Annotated in this window: 20 protein-coding genes and 2 riboswitches; all 20 genes read left to right on the top strand. The window is 38.9% G+C overall.

What is annotated here, in order from left to right:
• Positions 1-64: 64 nt before the first annotated feature.
• Positions 65-224, top strand: a riboswitch (cobalamin riboswitch).
• A gap of 118 nt (positions 225-342) precedes the next feature.
• A complete protein-coding gene (locus IGL48_RS06990) occupies positions 343-1371 on the top strand; it encodes an ABC transporter substrate-binding protein (protein WP_002384486.1) in 1029 nt (342 codons plus the stop codon).
• Entirely contained in the window at positions 1364-2371 is a 1008-nt protein-coding gene (locus IGL48_RS06985) for a FecCD family ABC transporter permease (protein WP_010824671.1), read from the top strand. Before IGL48_RS06990 ends, IGL48_RS06985 begins: the two co-directional genes overlap by 8 nt.
• Positions 2368-3135 (top strand): ABC transporter ATP-binding protein, encoded by a 768-nt coding sequence (locus tag IGL48_RS06980; RefSeq protein ID WP_002357498.1) that lies wholly within the window; start codon positions 2368-2370, stop codon positions 3133-3135. The genes IGL48_RS06985 and IGL48_RS06980 overlap by 4 nt, the downstream gene beginning before the upstream one ends.
• Positions 3136-3276: 141 nt before the next feature.
• Complete coding sequence (locus IGL48_RS06975; protein ID WP_010707557.1) at positions 3277-3720, top strand: EutP/PduV family microcompartment system protein; 444 nt, start codon at positions 3277-3279, stop codon at positions 3718-3720.
• Entirely contained in the window at positions 3717-4298 is a 582-nt protein-coding gene (locus IGL48_RS06970) for a cob(I)yrinic acid a,c-diamide adenosyltransferase (RefSeq protein WP_002360247.1), read from the top strand. The genes IGL48_RS06975 and IGL48_RS06970 overlap by 4 nt, the downstream gene beginning before the upstream one ends.
• A gap of 44 nt (positions 4299-4342) precedes the next feature.
• Positions 4343-4492: riboswitch (adenosylcobalamin (AdoCbl) riboswitch) on the top strand.
• A 292-nt stretch (positions 4493-4784) separates the two neighbouring features.
• Positions 4785-5915, top strand: a complete 1131-nt coding sequence (locus IGL48_RS06965; RefSeq protein ID WP_002369360.1) for a 1-propanol dehydrogenase PduQ — start codon at positions 4785-4787, stop codon at positions 5913-5915.
• A gap of 159 nt (positions 5916-6074) precedes the next feature.
• Positions 6075-6422, top strand: a complete 348-nt coding sequence (gene eutS / locus IGL48_RS06960; protein WP_002345864.1) for an ethanolamine utilization microcompartment protein EutS — start codon at positions 6075-6077, stop codon at positions 6420-6422.
• Between the two features lie 27 nt (positions 6423-6449).
• Complete coding sequence (locus tag IGL48_RS06955; RefSeq protein ID WP_002357503.1) at positions 6450-7022, top strand: ANTAR domain-containing response regulator; 573 nt, start codon at positions 6450-6452, stop codon at positions 7020-7022.
• Entirely contained in the window at positions 7023-8456 is a 1434-nt protein-coding gene (locus IGL48_RS06950; protein ID WP_002357504.1) for a sensor histidine kinase, read from the top strand. It begins immediately after the preceding gene.
• Between the two features lie 66 nt (positions 8457-8522).
• Positions 8523-9971: an ethanolamine ammonia-lyase reactivating factor EutA gene (gene eutA / locus IGL48_RS06945; protein WP_016617362.1), complete on the top strand. Its 1449-nt coding sequence runs from the start codon at positions 8523-8525 to the stop codon at positions 9969-9971.
• A 17-nt stretch (positions 9972-9988) separates the two neighbouring features.
• Positions 9989-11353, top strand: coding sequence for an ethanolamine ammonia-lyase subunit EutB (locus tag IGL48_RS06940; protein WP_002357506.1), 1365 nt, complete (start codon positions 9989-9991; stop codon positions 11351-11353).
• Positions 11354-11370: 17 nt separating this feature from the next.
• Positions 11371-12282: an ethanolamine ammonia-lyase subunit EutC gene (eutC, locus tag IGL48_RS06935; protein ID WP_002363986.1), complete on the top strand. Its 912-nt coding sequence runs from the start codon at positions 11371-11373 to the stop codon at positions 12280-12282.
• Positions 12283-12295: 13 nt separating this feature from the next.
• Positions 12296-12949, top strand: coding sequence for an ethanolamine utilization microcompartment protein EutL (eutL, locus tag IGL48_RS06930; protein WP_002357509.1), 654 nt, complete (start codon positions 12296-12298; stop codon positions 12947-12949).
• A 13-nt stretch (positions 12950-12962) separates the two neighbouring features.
• Positions 12963-13481, top strand: coding sequence for a BMC domain-containing protein (locus IGL48_RS06925; protein ID WP_002357510.1), 519 nt, complete (start codon positions 12963-12965; stop codon positions 13479-13481).
• Positions 13472-14950 carry an acetaldehyde dehydrogenase (acetylating) gene (locus IGL48_RS06920; RefSeq protein WP_002357511.1) on the top strand — a complete coding sequence of 493 codons (1479 nt, stop codon included), beginning with the start codon at positions 13472-13474 and terminating at the stop codon, positions 14948-14950. Before IGL48_RS06925 ends, IGL48_RS06920 begins: the two co-directional genes overlap by 10 nt.
• A 123-nt stretch (positions 14951-15073) precedes the next feature.
• Positions 15074-15364, top strand: coding sequence for a BMC domain-containing protein (locus tag IGL48_RS06915; protein ID WP_002357513.1), 291 nt, complete (start codon positions 15074-15076; stop codon positions 15362-15364).
• 67 nt (positions 15365-15431) lie between these two features.
• Positions 15432-15995, top strand: a complete 564-nt coding sequence (locus tag IGL48_RS06910) for a hypothetical protein (protein WP_002379469.1) — start codon at positions 15432-15434, stop codon at positions 15993-15995.
• Positions 15996-15998: 3 nt separating this feature from the next.
• Complete coding sequence (gene eutD, locus IGL48_RS06905) at positions 15999-16634, top strand: ethanolamine utilization phosphate acetyltransferase EutD (RefSeq protein ID WP_002357516.1); 636 nt, start codon at positions 15999-16001, stop codon at positions 16632-16634.
• A gap of 14 nt (positions 16635-16648) precedes the next feature.
• On the top strand, positions 16649-17248 hold the full coding sequence (locus IGL48_RS06900) for a TIGR02536 family ethanolamine utilization protein (protein WP_002369364.1): 600 nt from the start codon (positions 16649-16651) through the stop codon (positions 17246-17248).
• A 12-nt stretch (positions 17249-17260) separates the two neighbouring features.
• A complete protein-coding gene (locus IGL48_RS06895) occupies positions 17261-17524 on the top strand; it encodes a EutN/CcmL family microcompartment protein (RefSeq protein WP_002357519.1) in 264 nt (87 codons plus the stop codon).
• The last annotated feature ends 10 nt before the right edge of the window (positions 17525-17534 follow it).

Raw genomic sequence — 17534 nt, 5'->3', positions numbered from 1 at the left:
ATGTGTGTCATTAGACAAAGACGTCTAATCACTGGTTTGAAAATTAGTTATCAACGAAGATACAATATATATGTACTTATGAAGTGTCAGGGAAAGAGGTGCGAATCCTCTACAGACCTACCTACTGTATGGTGGATGAAACCAATAAGACCACAGATTATTCTGGAAGGATTGGGAGTAAGAAGAAGCTAAGTCAGGATACCGGCTTGATAAGTCTAATCATTCTTTTGTAGGAAAAAGAAGGGGCTTTGAAGATAACTGGCTGAGTATATCATTAGCATAGTTAAGTGACTGCTTTTTTTCTATTGGAGAAAAAAGTGGTTTTTTTGTATTGTTTTGACGTTGAGACAAAGGAGGTTCATTTCAGAAAATTTTCCCCAAAATAAAATAGACGAATGCGAGGATGAAAAAATGAAAAAATTTACTTTAACAATGATGACTTTAGGTTTAGTAGCAACACTTGGCTTAGCAGGGTGTGGTAAACAGGAAAAGAAAGCAACTACCTCTTCTGAAAAAACAGAAGTAACGTTACCAACCAAAGACCGTAGCGGCAAAGAAATTACTTTACCCAAAGAGGCAACCAAAATTATTTCCCTAGTGCCATCAACAACAGAAGTGATTGAAGACTTAGGTAAAACCGATCAATTAATCGCAGTTGATACTCAAAGTAGCACAATGATGACTGATTTAAAAAAATTACCACAAATGGATATGATGGCTGTCGATGCAGAAAAATTGATTGCCTTGAAACCACAAATTGTTTATGTGAATGACATCAATTTAGCTAGCTCAGAAAGTGTTTGGAAACAAGTGGAAGATGCTGGAATTACAGTCGTTAATATCCCCACTAGTACAAGTATCAAAGCAATCAAAGAAGACGTCCAATTCATCGCGGATAGCTTATCTGAACATGAAAAAGGACAAAAGTTAATCAAAACAATGGATCAAGAAATCGACGAAGTAGCCAAAATTGGGAAAACTATTAAAAAACCAAAAACTGTTTTGTTTGAAGTAGCTGCCTTACCAGACATTTATAGCTTTGGTAATGGGACGTTTTTAAATGAAATGATTGAAACAATTGGGGCAAAAAATGTTTTGGCAAATGAAAAAGGCTGGTTACCAGTGACAGAAGAAGCGGCCATTGCTGCAAAACCAGAAGTCATTTTAACCAATGTTAACTATATGAAAGATCCCGCCAAAGAAATTTTAGCTCGTAAAAACTGGGAAAACGTTCCTGCAGTTCAAAACAAAGAAGTTTTCGAAATCGATAACATGTCTAGCTCTTTACCAAATAACCACATTACCAAAGCATTAAAACAAATGGCAAAAGCTGTTTATCCAGAGGAATACAAGGATTTAAAAGATGAGTAAAAAAACGTGTCTCATACTGATGCTCTTGATCAGTATGAGCATGCTCTTTTTGGGTATTAAAATTGGAAGTGTTCAGATTTCGTTAACGGATTTGCTTCAAATTTTAGTGAAAAAGACGGTTTCAGAAGACGGGATTTTAGAGGGAATCATCTGGAATGTTCGGTTACCACGTGTCGTGATGGCCTATCTCGTGGGCGCAGGCTTAGCAGTAAGTGGCACGGTGATGCAATCACTCTTAGGTAATCCTTTAGCTTCTTCGTATACTTTGGGTGTATCAGCGGGAGCATCCTTAGGCGCTGCGTTAATCATGGTAACTGGAGTAACTGCTTCGATCTTAGGGGCATTTTTATTGCCTTTAACTGGTTTTATCTTTGGCTTAGCAACGGTCTTTTTAGTTTTGTTATTTACGCAAACAATGGATAGTCAAATGTCCAATCAAACAGTTGTTTTAGTGGGAATGATTATGACCTTATTTGTCGGTGCTATTTTGACGTTGATTACAGCACTTTTCCAAGATTATTTGAAACAATTAGTCTTTTGGCAAATGGGTAGTTTTTCTGGCAGTAATTGGCAAAAAATTGCTATTTATTGTCCAATCTTGCTTGTCAGCTGTCTGTTTCTTTGGTTTGATGCCAACGCATTGGATGTTCTCGGTTTAGGAGAAGAACATGCGATGTTAGCGGGAGTAGAAGTCAAAACAGCAAAACTACGCATTATTCTTTTGGCTAGTTTACTAGCAGGAAGTGCGGTTTCATTTGTCGGTGTGATTGGTTTTGTTGATTTAATAGCACCACATATTGTCCGTCGCTATTTAGGGGCGACTCATCGCTGGCTGATTCCCGGTTCGGCAATTTTAGGTGGGACCATCATGGTAATAGGGGACACAATTGCTCGCACGATTTTATCACCAAGAGAAATTCCCATCGGGGCCGTAACAGCCTTGATTGGAGCGCCATTCTTCTTGTATATTTACTTTAAAAAAAGGGGCGTTGCTGCATGATTGAATTAAAAAAAACAGCTGTAACACTCCAACAAACCCCCATTTTAAAAGATATTTCCCTCGTTTTTCCGACAGGTAGTAAAACTTGTATTTTAGGTCCAAATGGTTGCGGTAAAACGACACTTTTAAAAACGATTGCCGGACTTGTCCCTTATAGTGGTTCTGTTTTAATTGATGGTCAAGAAGTTCATGGACAAAAGCGGAAGGAATTGGCAACGAAAGTAGCGATGATGAGTCAATTCACGACAGTTGCTTTTGATTATACGGTTTACGAAACAGTTTTGATGGGGGCGTATCGACAACAAGCACAACGTTTTTTACCTATTGTTTCTAAACAAGAAAAAGAACGAGTCCTTTATTATTTAGAACGCACGGGTTTATTGCCTTTAAAAGATAAAGTTGTCAATCAGCTTTCAGGAGGACAACAACAACGAGTATTTTTGGCTAAATTATTTGTACAAGATCCAGAAATTATTTTATTGGATGAACCCAATAATCATTTGGATATTCGGTATCAACAAGAATTGATTCAGCAGTTAAATGAGTGGAGTGCGCAAGAAGGGAAAACGTTAATCGGGGTGTTTCATGATATCCGTTTAGCGTTAACGCTAAGTGAAAAAATTGTGTTTATGAAGCAAGGGAAAGTGGCCGCGCAAGGTGATTTTCAAACGTTGGCTTCCAAAGAATTTTTACAAACAATTTTTGAAACAGATATTGTCTCCTATTTTCAGAAACAACATAAAGTTTGGGAAACTATTCAATAATTTTGACAAGTTTTTTGGAAACAGGTAAGATAAAGGCAAAGAATCAGAAACACAATGGCGTGTTTTAACAAATCGGCAAAGGAGCCCAAGACTAAGTACGTGATGGTACTTGCTTTGGGCTCCTTTTTTATGGAGGTAGCGATGAAACGAATCATTTTAATGGGAGCTATCGGGTGTGGCAAAACCACGTTATGTCAAGCTCTGCAAGGCAAAGAATTAATTTATGATAAAACACAGGCGGTGGAATTTCATGCAGAAATGATTGATACACCGGGCGAGTTTATTTTGCATCGGCAATATTATAATGCGTTAAACGTCACAGCGGCAGAAGCAGATGTGATCGGTTTGGTTCAAAGTGCTGTAGAAACACAACAAGTTTTTTCACCAGGATTTGGTAGTATTTTCCCGAAAGAAATCATTGGTATTTTAACCAAGATTGATTTAGCACAAGATTCTCAGCAGTTAGAGATTGTTCGGCAACAATTAAAAAGTGCAGGTGCAACAAGAATTTTTGAAATTTCTTCTGTTGAAAAAATTGGCTTGCAAGAATTAGTAGATTATTTAGAGGAGGATGAAGCAGAATGAAAATTTATACAAAAACTGGCGATAAGGGAATGACGAAATTAGTCGGCAGCTCAACCGTCGCTAAGGATTCTGATCGAGTTGAAAGTTATGGAACGATTGATGAATTGAATTCTTGGGTCGGCTATATTATCAGCCAACTTCCACAAGAAAATCAAGAAATTAAAGAAGAACTAGAAGCTTTACAACATTTACTTTTTGATGCGGGAACAGATTTGTCAACACCGATTGAAGCACAACGACCATTTAAATTACAAAAGGAAAGTGTGCATTGGCTAGAACAGCGGATTGATTTCTACACTGCACAATCACCAGATATTGATCGTTTTATTTTACCTGGCGGAACCCCAGCAGCCAGTATGGTTCATGTGGCTCGGACGATTGCACGGCGCGCAGAACGCATCATTGTTCGTTTAAATTGGACAGCCAAAATTAACGAAGAGGTATTAATTTTTACCAATCGTTTATCAGATTATTTTTATGCGTTGGCTCGCTATTTAAATGTTCAAGCACAACGACCTGATGTTTTTTATGAACGAAGCGAAAAGGTTTTCCATAAAATTAAAGAAGATGGATTGTAAACAGTTGCTTTTCTAAAAAACTTATGGTAAATTTCAGATAGATTAAACGAATATTTTATGAAAAATATGAATGGAAGCCAGTGAGAATCTGGCACGGTCCCGCCACTGTGAAGAAGCAAGGTTGCTTTTAAGTCAGGTCTTTTCATTTTTTCATTATTGGGCATGCTGTTTCGAGGCAAAACAGGATGTTTCTTAACAACGCTTGTGTTGAAAATCCAGCCCAAGATATTTGTATTAATCCAATTAATGGCACGAGGAAGTGCTTTTGGGAATTTTGGGCTGGTCTTTCAATGTTGAAGGAGATTTCAGGTACAATGACGTACTGCTATATTCCCTTTTTTTATTGACAATTAATTAAAGGCGTTGTACTCTATGGATAAGGTTTCGTGTACAATGGCGTATACATAAGGAAGCAAAGACGCTTCAGACAGATGATTTTTCGTTTGTTTGAAGTGTCTTTTTGTATTTTATTAAGGAGGAATTGAGATGAGAACAATTCATTTCCCTACCGAACTATGGGTAGGAGAAGGCGCATTAGCCAATTTGGAAACACTTCATGATAGACGTGTTTTCATTGTCACAGATCCATTCATGGTTGATTCTGGATTTGTGAATGAAGTGACAAAGCATTTAACAAAAAGTGAATGGCAAATTTTTAGTGACATCATCCCCGATCCACCAATTGATAAGATTGCTGCGGGAATTAAGCAGTTAGCGGCATTTCAAGGAGATACGATATTAGCTTTAGGTGGGGGATCCGCTATTGATGCGGCCAAAGCAATGAAATTTTTTGGCAAACGTACTTTGCAAACTCAGATTGCTGAGTTTATTGCGGTTCCTACAACTAGTGGAACTGGTTCAGAAGTTACGAATTTTTCAGTGATTACGGTTGCAGAAACTGGCACCAAAATCCCGCTTGTAACGGATGAAATTCAACCAGAAATTGCGATTTTAGATACAAATTTAGTGATGAGTGTGCCACCAAAAATCACAGCGGATACAGGAATGGACGTCTTAACGCATGTTATTGAAGCGTATGTTTCAACAGAAGCAAATCCGATTTCAGATGCGTTGTGCGAAAAAGTCGTTCGCTTAGTATTCGACAATTTAGAAATAGCCTTTAATGAGGGTAGCAACCAACAAGCCCGTGAAAATATGCATTTAGCTTCATGTATGGCAGGGATGGCGTTTAATGTTACTTCGTTAGGCTTGAATCACGGTATTGCTCATGCGGCCGGTGCGCGTTTACATGTGCCACATGGACGAATGAATGCAATGCTCTTACCGGAAGTCATTGCATATAACAGTGGCTTAGCGAATGGCAAAGTCACCAACGAACCAACAGCTAAACGTTATGCGCAGTTAGCAAATTGTCTAAATGATACACAGACAACCAATGCACGGATTGGTGTTCAACAATTTATTCGACAAATCAAGCAACTCCGTCAAAAATTAAACATGCCTGCCACTTTTAGTGACTATGGTTTACCAAAAGAAGAAGTCCAAGCTGCGATCCCAAAAATAGCTGAAGGCGCATTGATGGATGGTTGCACCAAAACAAATCCTGTCCAACCAACAGCAGCAGAAGTGACAAAAATTTTAAATTCTATCTTATAAGCGATTGACAGGATGAAATCGATAACATATAATGTGGGTAGCACAACGGCGTGCTTCAAAATTTAAGAGCAAAGAAGCTCCTTAGTAGAAAGCGAAAGTGGAACCTTTACGTTTTTTATTGAGGATTTTTTATTTGCTAAATTAAAGGAGCGAGTCTGGTTGGAAGAAAAACAACGAATGATTCAAGAATATGTTCCTGGGAAACAAGTAACGTTAGCGCACATCATTGCTAGTCCTAATAAAGAAATTTATACAAAATTAGGGTTGCCAGAAGGCACCAGCAATGCACTAGGTATTTTGACAATCACTCCGAGCGAAGCGGCAATTATCGCTGTTGATATTGCGACTAAAAGCGGAGATATCCAAATCGGTTTTATTGATCGTTTTTCTGGATCGGTAGTCATTTCTGGTGACGTAAGCTCAGTGGAAGCAGCCTTACAAGCGGTGATTGAAGGTTTACAACAGATTTTAAACTTTTCTGTAACTTGTAAAATTACCAGAACATAGCGTTGAAAGGACAAGGGCGTGAAGAAAATGGATGGACGAATTGTAATAGTCGATGATGAACCTATTACGAGACTCGATATTCGTGATATTGTGATAGAAGCAGGGTACGAAGTAGTCGGTGAAGCAGCCGATGGTTTTGAAGCAATTGAAGTATGTAAAAAAACACAACCTGACCTAGTATTAATGGACATTCAAATGCCAATTTTAGATGGTCTAAAAGCAGGTAAAAAAATTGTTCAAGACCAACTAGCCAGTAGTATTGTCTTTTTATCTGCATACAGTGACGTACAAAATACGGACAAGGCTAAAAAATTAGGCGCACTGGGTTATTTAGTTAAACCTCTAGATGAAAAATCATTAATACCTACAATTGAAATGAGCATTGAACGAGGCAAACAAACGCAGCTGTTACTAAATCAAATCGATAAATTAAGTTTAAAATTAGAAGAACGTAAAATTATCGAAAAAGCCAAAGGTATTCTTGTAAAAGAAAATCATATATCGGAAGAAGAAGCCTACCAAATGTTGCGTACGTTAAGTATGAACAAACGCGCACGTATGAGTGAAATTGCAGAATTGATTGTAATGGATGATGAATAAATGAAACGATTAGAGCAATTATGTCACCAATATACCAATCTTTCAGAATCAGACATTAAAGAATTACAACGTACAGCACGTTATCTTTCTTCGACGACACTCTATCAAAGTGCAGATGTTTTTATTGATGTGTATAAGGAAATGTCACAGCAAGCACTAGTCGTTTATCATAAGCCGCCTGCGAAGACAACTTCTTTATATAGCGGAGATGTCGTCGGGATGGAAGCTTTATTAAAAAATGAACCTGGTGTTCTTCGTACCATGCAGACTAGCTTAAATAGCATTGGTTTGTTAGCAGTGACTCAGGAAAATCGTTTGATTAAGCAAAATATCTATCCCATTCGCAATGAACATCGAACGATTGGTGTCATTATTGTCGAGATTGCGGCAGATGAAGAGATTCAAGCGGACTTACAAAAAGAGGAGCTAAATAACTGCCAGTTAGCAAAAGTAGCGAAATCAACTAGTCAAGTCGATGCATTATTTATTGATCAATTGGCAGAAGCCGTTTTGATTTTTGATGCGGCGGGTCACTTATTAATTACCAATCACAATGCACAAGAGCTTTATCGCAAACTTGGTTATCGGGACAATATCATTGGAATGAGCTATGACAATTTGTCCATCGATTATACAACTTTTGAATATGTGTTGTATCAAATGAAATATAAAATGAGTAATCAACCAATTGAAAGCAAAACGACCTACCTTAATTATTATTTTAAGGTTCGGAAAGTGTGGTTGGCATCAGAAGAACAACTGATTATGATTATTCAAGACAATACAGAATTTAAAGAAAAAGAAGCGGAAATTATTTCCAAATCTGTTGCGATTCGTGAAATTCATCATCGTGTTAAAAATAACTTGCAATCGGTGGTTTCCTTATTGCGTATTCAAGAACGGCGAACGCAAAGCCCCGAAGCAAAGAAAGTCCTTCATGAAAGTGTCAATCGAATTATGGCGATTGCAGCCACCCATGAATTGCTGTCAAAACAAGTCAAAGATGACGTTGCTTTACGGCAAACATTGGAAGCAGTGATGTATAATTTTAGACATCTTTTTCAAGGCGCACAACCCATTGAGATGATGATGGATGTTGATCCAGCCATTATGGTTTCTAGCGAACAAATGGTCACCATTTCCCTTGTTGTCAACGAACTATTACAAAACATTTTTGATCACGCATTTGAGCCACAAACAAGTGGCGTTGTTAAACTTAGTGGAACATTAGATAATAAAATGATTACCATTACTGTTACAGATAATGGTAAAGGCTATGACGTTCATCAAAGTAACGAGACCAGTTTAGGTTTGATGATTGTCAAAAGCTACGTAAAAGATAAATTAAAAGGAAAAATTACAATTGAATCCAATAAACAGGGAACTAAAACCTGTTTCTATTTCGAACAGAACACCAGTGATGTTGTTCATTGATTAAGCAAAGGCGCTTAAAGAAAAGTAGAAAGAAATTTTCTAACGATTCTTTAAGTGCCTTTTTGTATGCAAAAGGAGGCGAGTCAGGCGATGTCGAAGGAAACACTTTTAACCGTAGGGATTGATTTAGGGACGTCTACAACCCAATTAGTCTTGTCAGAATTAACTGTTGAAAATTTTGCCTCTGCGTTTACAGTACCACGTATCAGCATTTCTGATAAAAAAGTCATTTACCGAAGTGACATTATCTTTACACCCTTACTTAACCAATCAGAAATTGATGCAGAACCTATCAAAGCGTTTGTAGCGGAGCAATATCGCCAAGCAGGCATTCATAAACAAGATATTCAAATGGGTGCGGTAATTATCACAGGTGAAACTGCTCGAAAAAGCAATGCCAACAATGTGCTACGAGCACTTAGTGGCTATGCAGGTGATTTTGTCGTTGCTACGGCTGGTCCTGATTTAGAAAGTATCATTGCCGGGAAAGGCGCTGGTGCTCAAACTTATTCTGAAACGAAACGCAAACCGGTGGTTAATTTAGACATTGGTGGGGGAACGACAAATTTAGCTGTCTTTAAAGATGGCGAAGTGATTGACACGGCTTGTTTTGACATTGGCGGACGCTTAATTAAATTAGATCAACAACAAAAAATCACCTATATAGCTCCGAAGATTCAAGAAATTATAAATAAAAAAGGGCTAACCTTGCACCTTGGTGACCAAGCCACCGAACAAAACTTACTGCCAATTATTTCGGAATTAGTTGCCGTGTTAGAAAATAGCATTGGCTTGGGGACACAAAGTCCGTTCTACCAGTTATTAGTAACCAACCATCCACTACGAAAAGCTGAGGAATTACCAATTGTAACATTTTCTGGTGGTGTGGCTGATTGCTTAAATACGACAAGTACGAATCTCTTTAAATATGGGGACATCGGCTTACTTTTAGGGAAATACTTGAGAAAGTCACTAATTTTTTCGGAAAAAGAAGTCTTAGAAAGCGCAGAAACAATCCGAGCGACGGTCGTCGGAGCAGGTTCACATACTGCTGAAATTAGCGGAAGTACGATCGCTTATCGTGAGCAAATTTTGCCGGTAAAAAATATCCCAATTCTAAAATTAGCGCAAGAGGATGAAACCCTTACTGTGACAGAATTAGGCCAGCGAATCCAAGAAAAACTCAATTGGCATCGTATTGAAGAAACGCCCCAGATTGCTCTAGCAATTAGAGGCATGAGTAATCCAACATTTGCTGATATTCAACGCTATGGTCAAGGGATTGTGGAAGGATTAGCTAGTTTAGTTGCTGAACAAATTCCCATTATTGTTATGGTGGATGAAGACATGGCGAAAGCTTTAGGGCATGCCTTAAGTGCCCATCTGCCAAAAGACTATCCGTTTATCTGTCTTGACTCGGTCAAAGTAGAAAACGGTGATTATGTAGATATCGGTTTACCAGTGGCAGAAGGAGCCGTCCTTCCAGTCATTGTTAAGACCTTAGTATTTAATTAAAAAGGAGCGACACAAAGATGATTTTAAAAACCAAACTATTTGGCAAAGTCTATCAATTTACATCCGTTAAAGAAGTCTTAGCCAAAGCCAATGAAGAAAAGTCTGGCGACAAGTTAGCTGGCGTAGCTGCTAATTCGGCCGAAGAACGCGTGGCAGCAAAAGTCGTTTTATCGGAATTGTCCTTAAATGACTTGTTTAACAATCCCGTTGTTGATTATGACGAAGACGAAGTGACACGCATTATTATTGACCAAGTCAATATGCGAATTTTTGAAAGTATTAAACATTGGACAGTCGCAGAATTACGCGAATTTATCTTATCTTCGGAAACAACCGATTTTGATATCAAACGAATTTCCCGTGGACTAACTTCAGAAATGATTGCTGCTGTCTGTAAATTAATGTCCAACATGGATCTAATTGTTGGCGCAAAAAAAATCAATATTGAAAAAACCGCCAACACAACAATTGGCCGTCCCGGAACTTTTTCAAATCGTTTACAGCCGAACCATCCAACCGATAATGTCGATGGCATTATGGCATCAGTTATGGAAGGTCTTTCTTATGGCGCCGGTGATGCTTTAATTGGTTTGAATCCTGTTGATGATTCTACAGAAAGTGTTAAACGGATCTTAAACAAATTTGAAGAGTTCCGCAGCGAATGGGAAATTCCAACACAAACTTGCGTGCTTGCTCACGTAACGACACAAATGGAAGCCATGCGTCAAGGCGCGCCAACTGGCTTAGTCTTTCAATCCATCGCTGGTTCAGAAAAAGGGAACACAGCATTTGGTTTAAATGCAGAAATTTTAGCTGAAGCACAAGATTTAGCGCTTCACAGTGGTCAAGCAGCTGGTCCTAATGTGATGTATTTTGAAACAGGTCAAGGCTCAGAACTTTCTTCTGAAGCGAACTTTGGCGCAGACCAAGTGACAATGGAAGCGCGTTGTTATGGCTTAGCCAAAAAATTTGATCCGTATATTGTAAATACCGTTGTTGGCTTTATTGGACCAGAATATCTTTACGATTCAAAACAAGTCATCCGCGCTGGTTTAGAAGATCATTTCATGGGCAAATTAACAGGAATTTCAATGGGTTGTGATGTCTGCTACACCAACCATATGAAAGCTGATCAAAATGATATGGAAAACTTAGCAATGTTATTAGCAACAGCTGGTTGTACGTATATCATGGGGATTCCTCATGGCGATGATGTCATGTTAAATTATCAAACAACTGGGTTCCATGAAACTGCGACGATTCGTGAAACATTAGGCTTACGTCCAATTAAAGAATTTGAAGAATGGATGGAAAAAATGGGCTTAATGGAAAACGGAAAATTAACAAGTCGCGCTGGCGATGCATCTGTATTTATTAAATAAACGAGGTGAGAATACAAATGAACGAAAAAGAATTAAAAGAAATGATTGCCGGAATTTTAACAGAAATGGTCGCTGACAATCAAGCGGTTTCGACTGCCACTGTGACTGCTGAAGAAAAACCAGTCACAACACACGTCACTGAAACGACAGAAATTGAAGAAGGCCTAATTCCTGACATTACTGAAGTAGATTTACGTAAACAATTACTATTGAAAAATGCCGTAGATCCTGAAGCACTATTAAAAATGAAAGCTTTCTCGCCAGCTCGTTTAGGCGTTGGTCGTGCAGGGACGCGTTATATGACTAGTTCAACATTACGTTTCCGAGCAGACCATGCGGCAGCACAAGATGCAGTCTTTTCAGACGTAAGCGAAGACTTGGTAAAAGAAATGAATTTTATTTCTACAAAAACAATCTGTAACAGTAAAGATGAATATTTAACACGTCCAGATTATGGTCGTCAATTTGATGAAGAAAATAGTGAAATCATTCGGAAAAATACGACACCAAAAGCCAAAATCCAAATGGTCGTAGGGGATGGCCTTAGTTCAGCTGCTATCGAAGCGAATATTAAAGAAGTCCTACCAGCAATTAAACAAGGATTAAACATGTACAACTTAGATTTCGACAATGTAGTTTTTGTTAAATATTGTCGCGTGCCAGCAATGGATAAAATTGGTGAAATCACTGACGCTGATGTTGTTTGCTTGCTAGTTGGCGAACGTCCTGGTTTAGTAACAGCTGAATCTATGAGTGCCTACATTGCTTACAAACCAACTGTCGGTATGCCAGAAGCACGGCGGACAGTTATTTCAAATATTCACAAAGGTGGGACACCGGCTGTTGAAGCAGGGGCCTACATTGCCGAAATTATTAAAAAAATGTTAGACAAGAAAAAATCTGGTATTGATTTAAAAGAAGCTGAATAAAGGAGGATTTCTCATGAAAAATGATCGTCTAGGCGCAAATGTCCTAAGTATGAAAGTCATTCCCAATGTCGATCCGGCATTAGCAAAAGAATTATCATTGAAACCAGAACATCGCTCATTAGGAATTGTTACTTCCGATTGTGATGATGTCACTTATGTTGCATTAGATGAAGCAACCAAAGCCGCCGATGTTACTGTAGTTTACGGTAAAAGTATGTATGCTGGCGCAGCAAATGCTTCAACCAAATTAGCCGGTGAAGTGATTGGCATTATTGCTGGTCCGAGTCCTGCCGAAGTCAATAGTGGCTTGAGTGTCATTACGCAAGTCATTGAAGAAGAAGCCAGCTTCTATAGTGCTAACGAAGATGACAGCATTGTTTATTTTGCACATGTAGTATCAAGAACGGGTAGCTTTTTATCTGAACAAGCGAATATTCCTGAAGGTGAAGCGATTGCTTATCTGATTGCACCACCGCTAGAAGCAATGGTTGGCTTAGATGCAGCAATGAAAGCTGCCGATGTTCAAATGGGTGTCTTTTATGGCCCACCTTCTGAAACGAACTTTGGCGGCGCCTTATTGACAGGTAGTCAATCTGCATGTAAAGCTGCTTGCAGTGCGTTTGAACAAGTCATTCAAAATATCGCTGACAATCCGTTGAGTTATTAAGGATGTGACCTGAATGAAAGCATTAGGAATGGTCGAAGTCAAAGGATTTTTAGGTGCCATTAGTGTGGCCGATGCGGCATTGAAAGCCGCCGACGTTACTTTGTTAAAAGCTGAAATTATTAATGGCGGTTTAACAACTGTGGAACTGATTGGTGACGTTGCCGCGGTTCAAGCTGCCGTTGAAGTAGGTACGGAAGTAGCTAAAGAATTAAATTGTTTAATTGCTCATCATGTGATCTCACGGGTTGATGCTCAAACGGAAGTGATTTTATCAGATCCAGAACCCAAGTCAGCACCTGAACCGATGGAACAAGTAGAAGTAATTGAAGAAGAGATTGAAACACCAGATTTGGAAGAACACACAGGCACACGCCAAAAATTAGAAACACAACGCGTGGTTGATTTACGCAAACAAGCCTACAAAATGAACCTAAGTAGTTTAAAGAAAAGTGAGATTAAATTTGCCAATAAAGAAGCTTTAATTCAAGCAATCATGGCTGAAATAGAAAGAAGTGAAGACGAGTGGAATTAGTAGATAAAGACTTACGTTCCATCCAAGAAACAAGAAATTTAATCAGAAAAGCCAAAGAGGCACAGCAAGTATTAGCAACATTTTCGCAAAAACAAATCGATGCGATTGTTCAAGCGGTTTCAGAGGCTACATTTAACCAACGAGAAAAGTTAGCGAAAATGGCCAATGAAGAAACAGGATTTGGTATCTATGAAGATAAAATCATCAAAAATGCTTTCGCTTCAAAAGTAGTATATGACGAAATGAAGGACAAAGCTACAGTTGGTGTGATCCATGATGATGCTGCCAAAAAAGTCACTGAAATTGCTGTCCCAGTGGGTGTAATTGCAGGATTAATTCCTTCTACCAACCCGACATCAACAGTCATTTACAAAGCATTAATTTCATTAAAAGCTGCCAACAGCATTGTTTTTTCACCACATCCCAATGCGTTGAAATCGATTATTGAAACAGTGGAAATTATCCAAAAAGCGGCTATTGCTGCAGGGGCACCAGAAGGTTGTGTCTCGGTCATCAAAACGCCAACTATGCAAGCGACCAGCGAATTAATGAAAAATAAAGAAACAAATTTAATTTTAGCTACTGGTGGAAACGCAATGGTTAAAGCCGCGTACTCTTCTGGAACACCAGCAATCGGTGTTGGGCCTGGTAATGGACCAGCCTACATCGAACGAAGCGCAAATGTTCCTCATGCAGTGAAACAAATAATGGATTCAAAAACTTTCGATAACGGTACAATTTGTGCATCGGAACAATCAATTATTGTTGAAACTGTCAACCGTGAAGCGGTCAAAGAAGAGTTAATTAAGCAGGGAGCGTATTTCTTAAGTCCAGCCGAAGCCGACAAATTAGCTAAATTTATTTTACGACCAAACGGTACAATGAACCCGCAAATCGTAGGACGTTCCGTTCAACATATTGCTTCATTAGTCGGTTTATCTATTCCAAAAGATCGCCGCTTAATTGTTGCCGAGGAAACACATGTAGGCTTGAAATATCCATTTTCAAGAGAAAAATTGGCACCGATTATTGCTTTCTATACAGTTGAAAACTGGGAAGCAGCTTGCGCGTTATCAATTGAAATTTTGAAAGGTGAAGGTGCGGGTCATACGATGGGTATTCACACAGAAAACAAAGAAGTCATTCGTGAATTTGGCTTAAGAAAACCCGTCTCTCGTTTGCTTGTTAACACCTCTGGTACACTTGGCGGAATTGGTGCTTCAACTAACTTAGTGCCAGCATTAACACTAGGTTGTGGCGCAGTTGGTGGCAGCTCAACTTCTGATAATATTGGAGTTGAAAATCTGTTCAATTTACGTCGTGTTGCATATGGCGTGCGTGATTTAGAAGAGATTCGTCAAGAATTTGGTCAAACATCAACCACATCTGTGGCTACTTCTTGCGAAACAACCAATCAAGAAGAACTAGTAAATGCCGTGGTGGCTCAAGTTTTAGCTCGCTTAAACTAACAAGAAACGAGCGAGTAAGAGTAAAACAAATGAATTATTGGATTTAGGGTTTGGGACCTAAGTCAAATTGATAATTGTCCCAAATTTTTAAAAATAAAACATACATCTTAGGAGGAAATTATAATGTCAAGTACAAATGCTTTAGGAATGATCGAAACTCGTGGTTTAGTAGGTGCTGTTGAAGCAGCCGATGCAATGGTGAAAGCGGCAAACGTTACTTTAATTGGAAAAGAACAAGTCGGTGGCGGTTTAGTTACAGTAATGGTTCGCGGTGACGTTGGTGCCGTGAAAGCAGCAACAGATGCTGGTGCTGCTGCAGCAGAACGTGTTGGCGAATTATTATCTGTCCATGTAATTCCACGTCCACATACGGAAGTAGACGCTATTTTACCACACGCAACAACTGAATTATAATTTTGATTTTTTGGGGCAGAGGTAGGTTCATTACTTCTGTCCTAAACTTTCATTGAGGAGGGGTGTTATGACAGTTATTACAGAAGATATGCTTCGCATCAAAAGGCTAAAAAAAGAACTAGAAGATGGCACGGATTTTGTGTTTCCTGTAGGCAGTTTTCTGACGCCAGCCGCCAAAAGCTATCTACGCGAGCATCAGATTAATAGCAGCTTCTCTTCAACAAACCCATTGCTTTCTGAGGTTCATTCAGTGAAGGCCTCCTCACAAAAACAAGAACATTTATCGAAAGAAACAATTTATGAGATTCGGCACTTAAGCCATCTATTGTATTTGCCTTTCTTAACGAATGAAGCGTTATCAACAGAAGGTTGGTTATATTTCGAACAACAACAACAGTGGTTAGAGAAATTTATTTTAGAACAGTCGCTTGTAATGGAACCAGTCATTTTGGAATCAAAGGTAACTATTCTAACTAACCAACAGAGACAATGGCGCTATTCCTCAAAAGAAATTCAATTACAACTAGATAAAATTATTCTCCAGTTAAAAGGAGAATCACAACTGTTCGGCCTTTTTCAATCTTGGGCTACAGAATTAATTAGCACCATGGCTGAAATATCACGAAACTAGGAGATGAACAAATTGGATTCAATGAATGAAATTGTTGAAGAAGTTGTTAAACGAATTCAGCAACAACAACAAAATACTTTTGAAGTTGAAGCTTCTGGCCGACATGTTCATTTGTCTCGTCAAGAGATTGATGCATTATTTGGACCAGGATATCAACTAACAAAAGTGAAAGATTTATCACAACCTGGACAGTTCGTTTGTAAAGAACGAATTACGGTTGCTGGACCTAAAGGACTTTTTCAAAATGTGGTTATTTTAGGCCCTGAACGTAGCGAATCACAAGTCGAAGTTTCTATGACGGATACGCGTATTTTAGGAATTAATGCCCCAGTTAGAGAGAGTGGCAAGACAGAAGGGACACCTGGCGTCACGCTGATGAACGGATCAGCAGTTGTGACATTAAGTCACGGCTTAATTGTTGCCAAACGTCACATTCACATGACACCTGAAGACGCCTTGAAAAATAAAGTAAGCAATAGCCAAATTGTGCAAGTCAAAGTGGAAGGCACACGTCCGTTAATCTTTGATGATGTGGTTGTGCGAATCAGTCCGCGATTTGCAACGTACATGCACATTGACTACGATGAAGCCAACGCTTGCGGCTTAACCAAAGGAGCTCGTGGCTATATTCTTAAGTAAAAGGAGGCAAGACAATGAACGTTTCTGAAATGGAAAATTTGATTCAACAGATTACTGATCGAATTTGCCAACAATTGCTGTCGTCGTCTTATTCAGTGGCTTTAGCAGAAGCAAAAGAAGCATTTCCTGAAGAAATGTTTGTTCGTTTTCCTGATGTAAATTGGGTAACCAAGGAGCAGAAGCTAGCACGAGGCTTGGTTGTAAAGAGGCTAACGATTTCCCAAGTAAATGCGATTGCGCATTTACAGGAAACGGATGAATTAGTCAAAAACATCTTAGCATTCTTATTTGAAGGTAAGCCGGTATTGGTTTTAACCCCAATACCTTCAGTGAGTAAAAATTCACGATTGAAGTATCGTTTGAAACAAACGATTCAGGAAAACGTGGACATGTGCCAACAGTTTGGGCTGATTTTTTATCATGATTCAGAAAATTACGCTGTGTTTCAGGCGGCCTGTCAAAAACAACTTCGTTCTTTAGCTGAGACCAAACGAACCTACATTACTGAAAAACAATTGATAAGAATGACAGAATCAGGTGTTTCTTTAAGTAAAAACGCCTATTTAACCCCGTTAGCGAAAGATTATGCTAGGAAACATCAATTGCTGACGTAAGGAGGAAAAACGATGCTTTTAGGAAAAGTGACTGGTAGCCTTTGGTCAACAAGAAAAGATGAAAAATTAAATGGCTGGAAATTTATGATGGTTGATATTTTGAATCAAGAGGACGAAAAGCAAGGATTTCTAATTGCTGCTGACAACGCTGGAGCTGGTGTCGGGGACAAAGTGTTAATTAGTCAAGGCAATGCTGCCCGTATTTCGGCAGAAGATCCGAATGTCCCAATTGATGCAATGATTGTTGGTGTCATTGATTCTACAGAGGAAGAATAGGGAGGACGAG

The organism is Enterococcus sp. DIV1090, assembly GCF_050537975.1.
Lineage (GTDB): Bacteria > Bacillota > Bacilli > Lactobacillales > Enterococcaceae > Enterococcus > Enterococcus faecalis.
The sequence above is the reverse complement of the archived record's forward strand: the minus strand, read 5'-3'. Positions and strand labels throughout refer to the sequence as shown.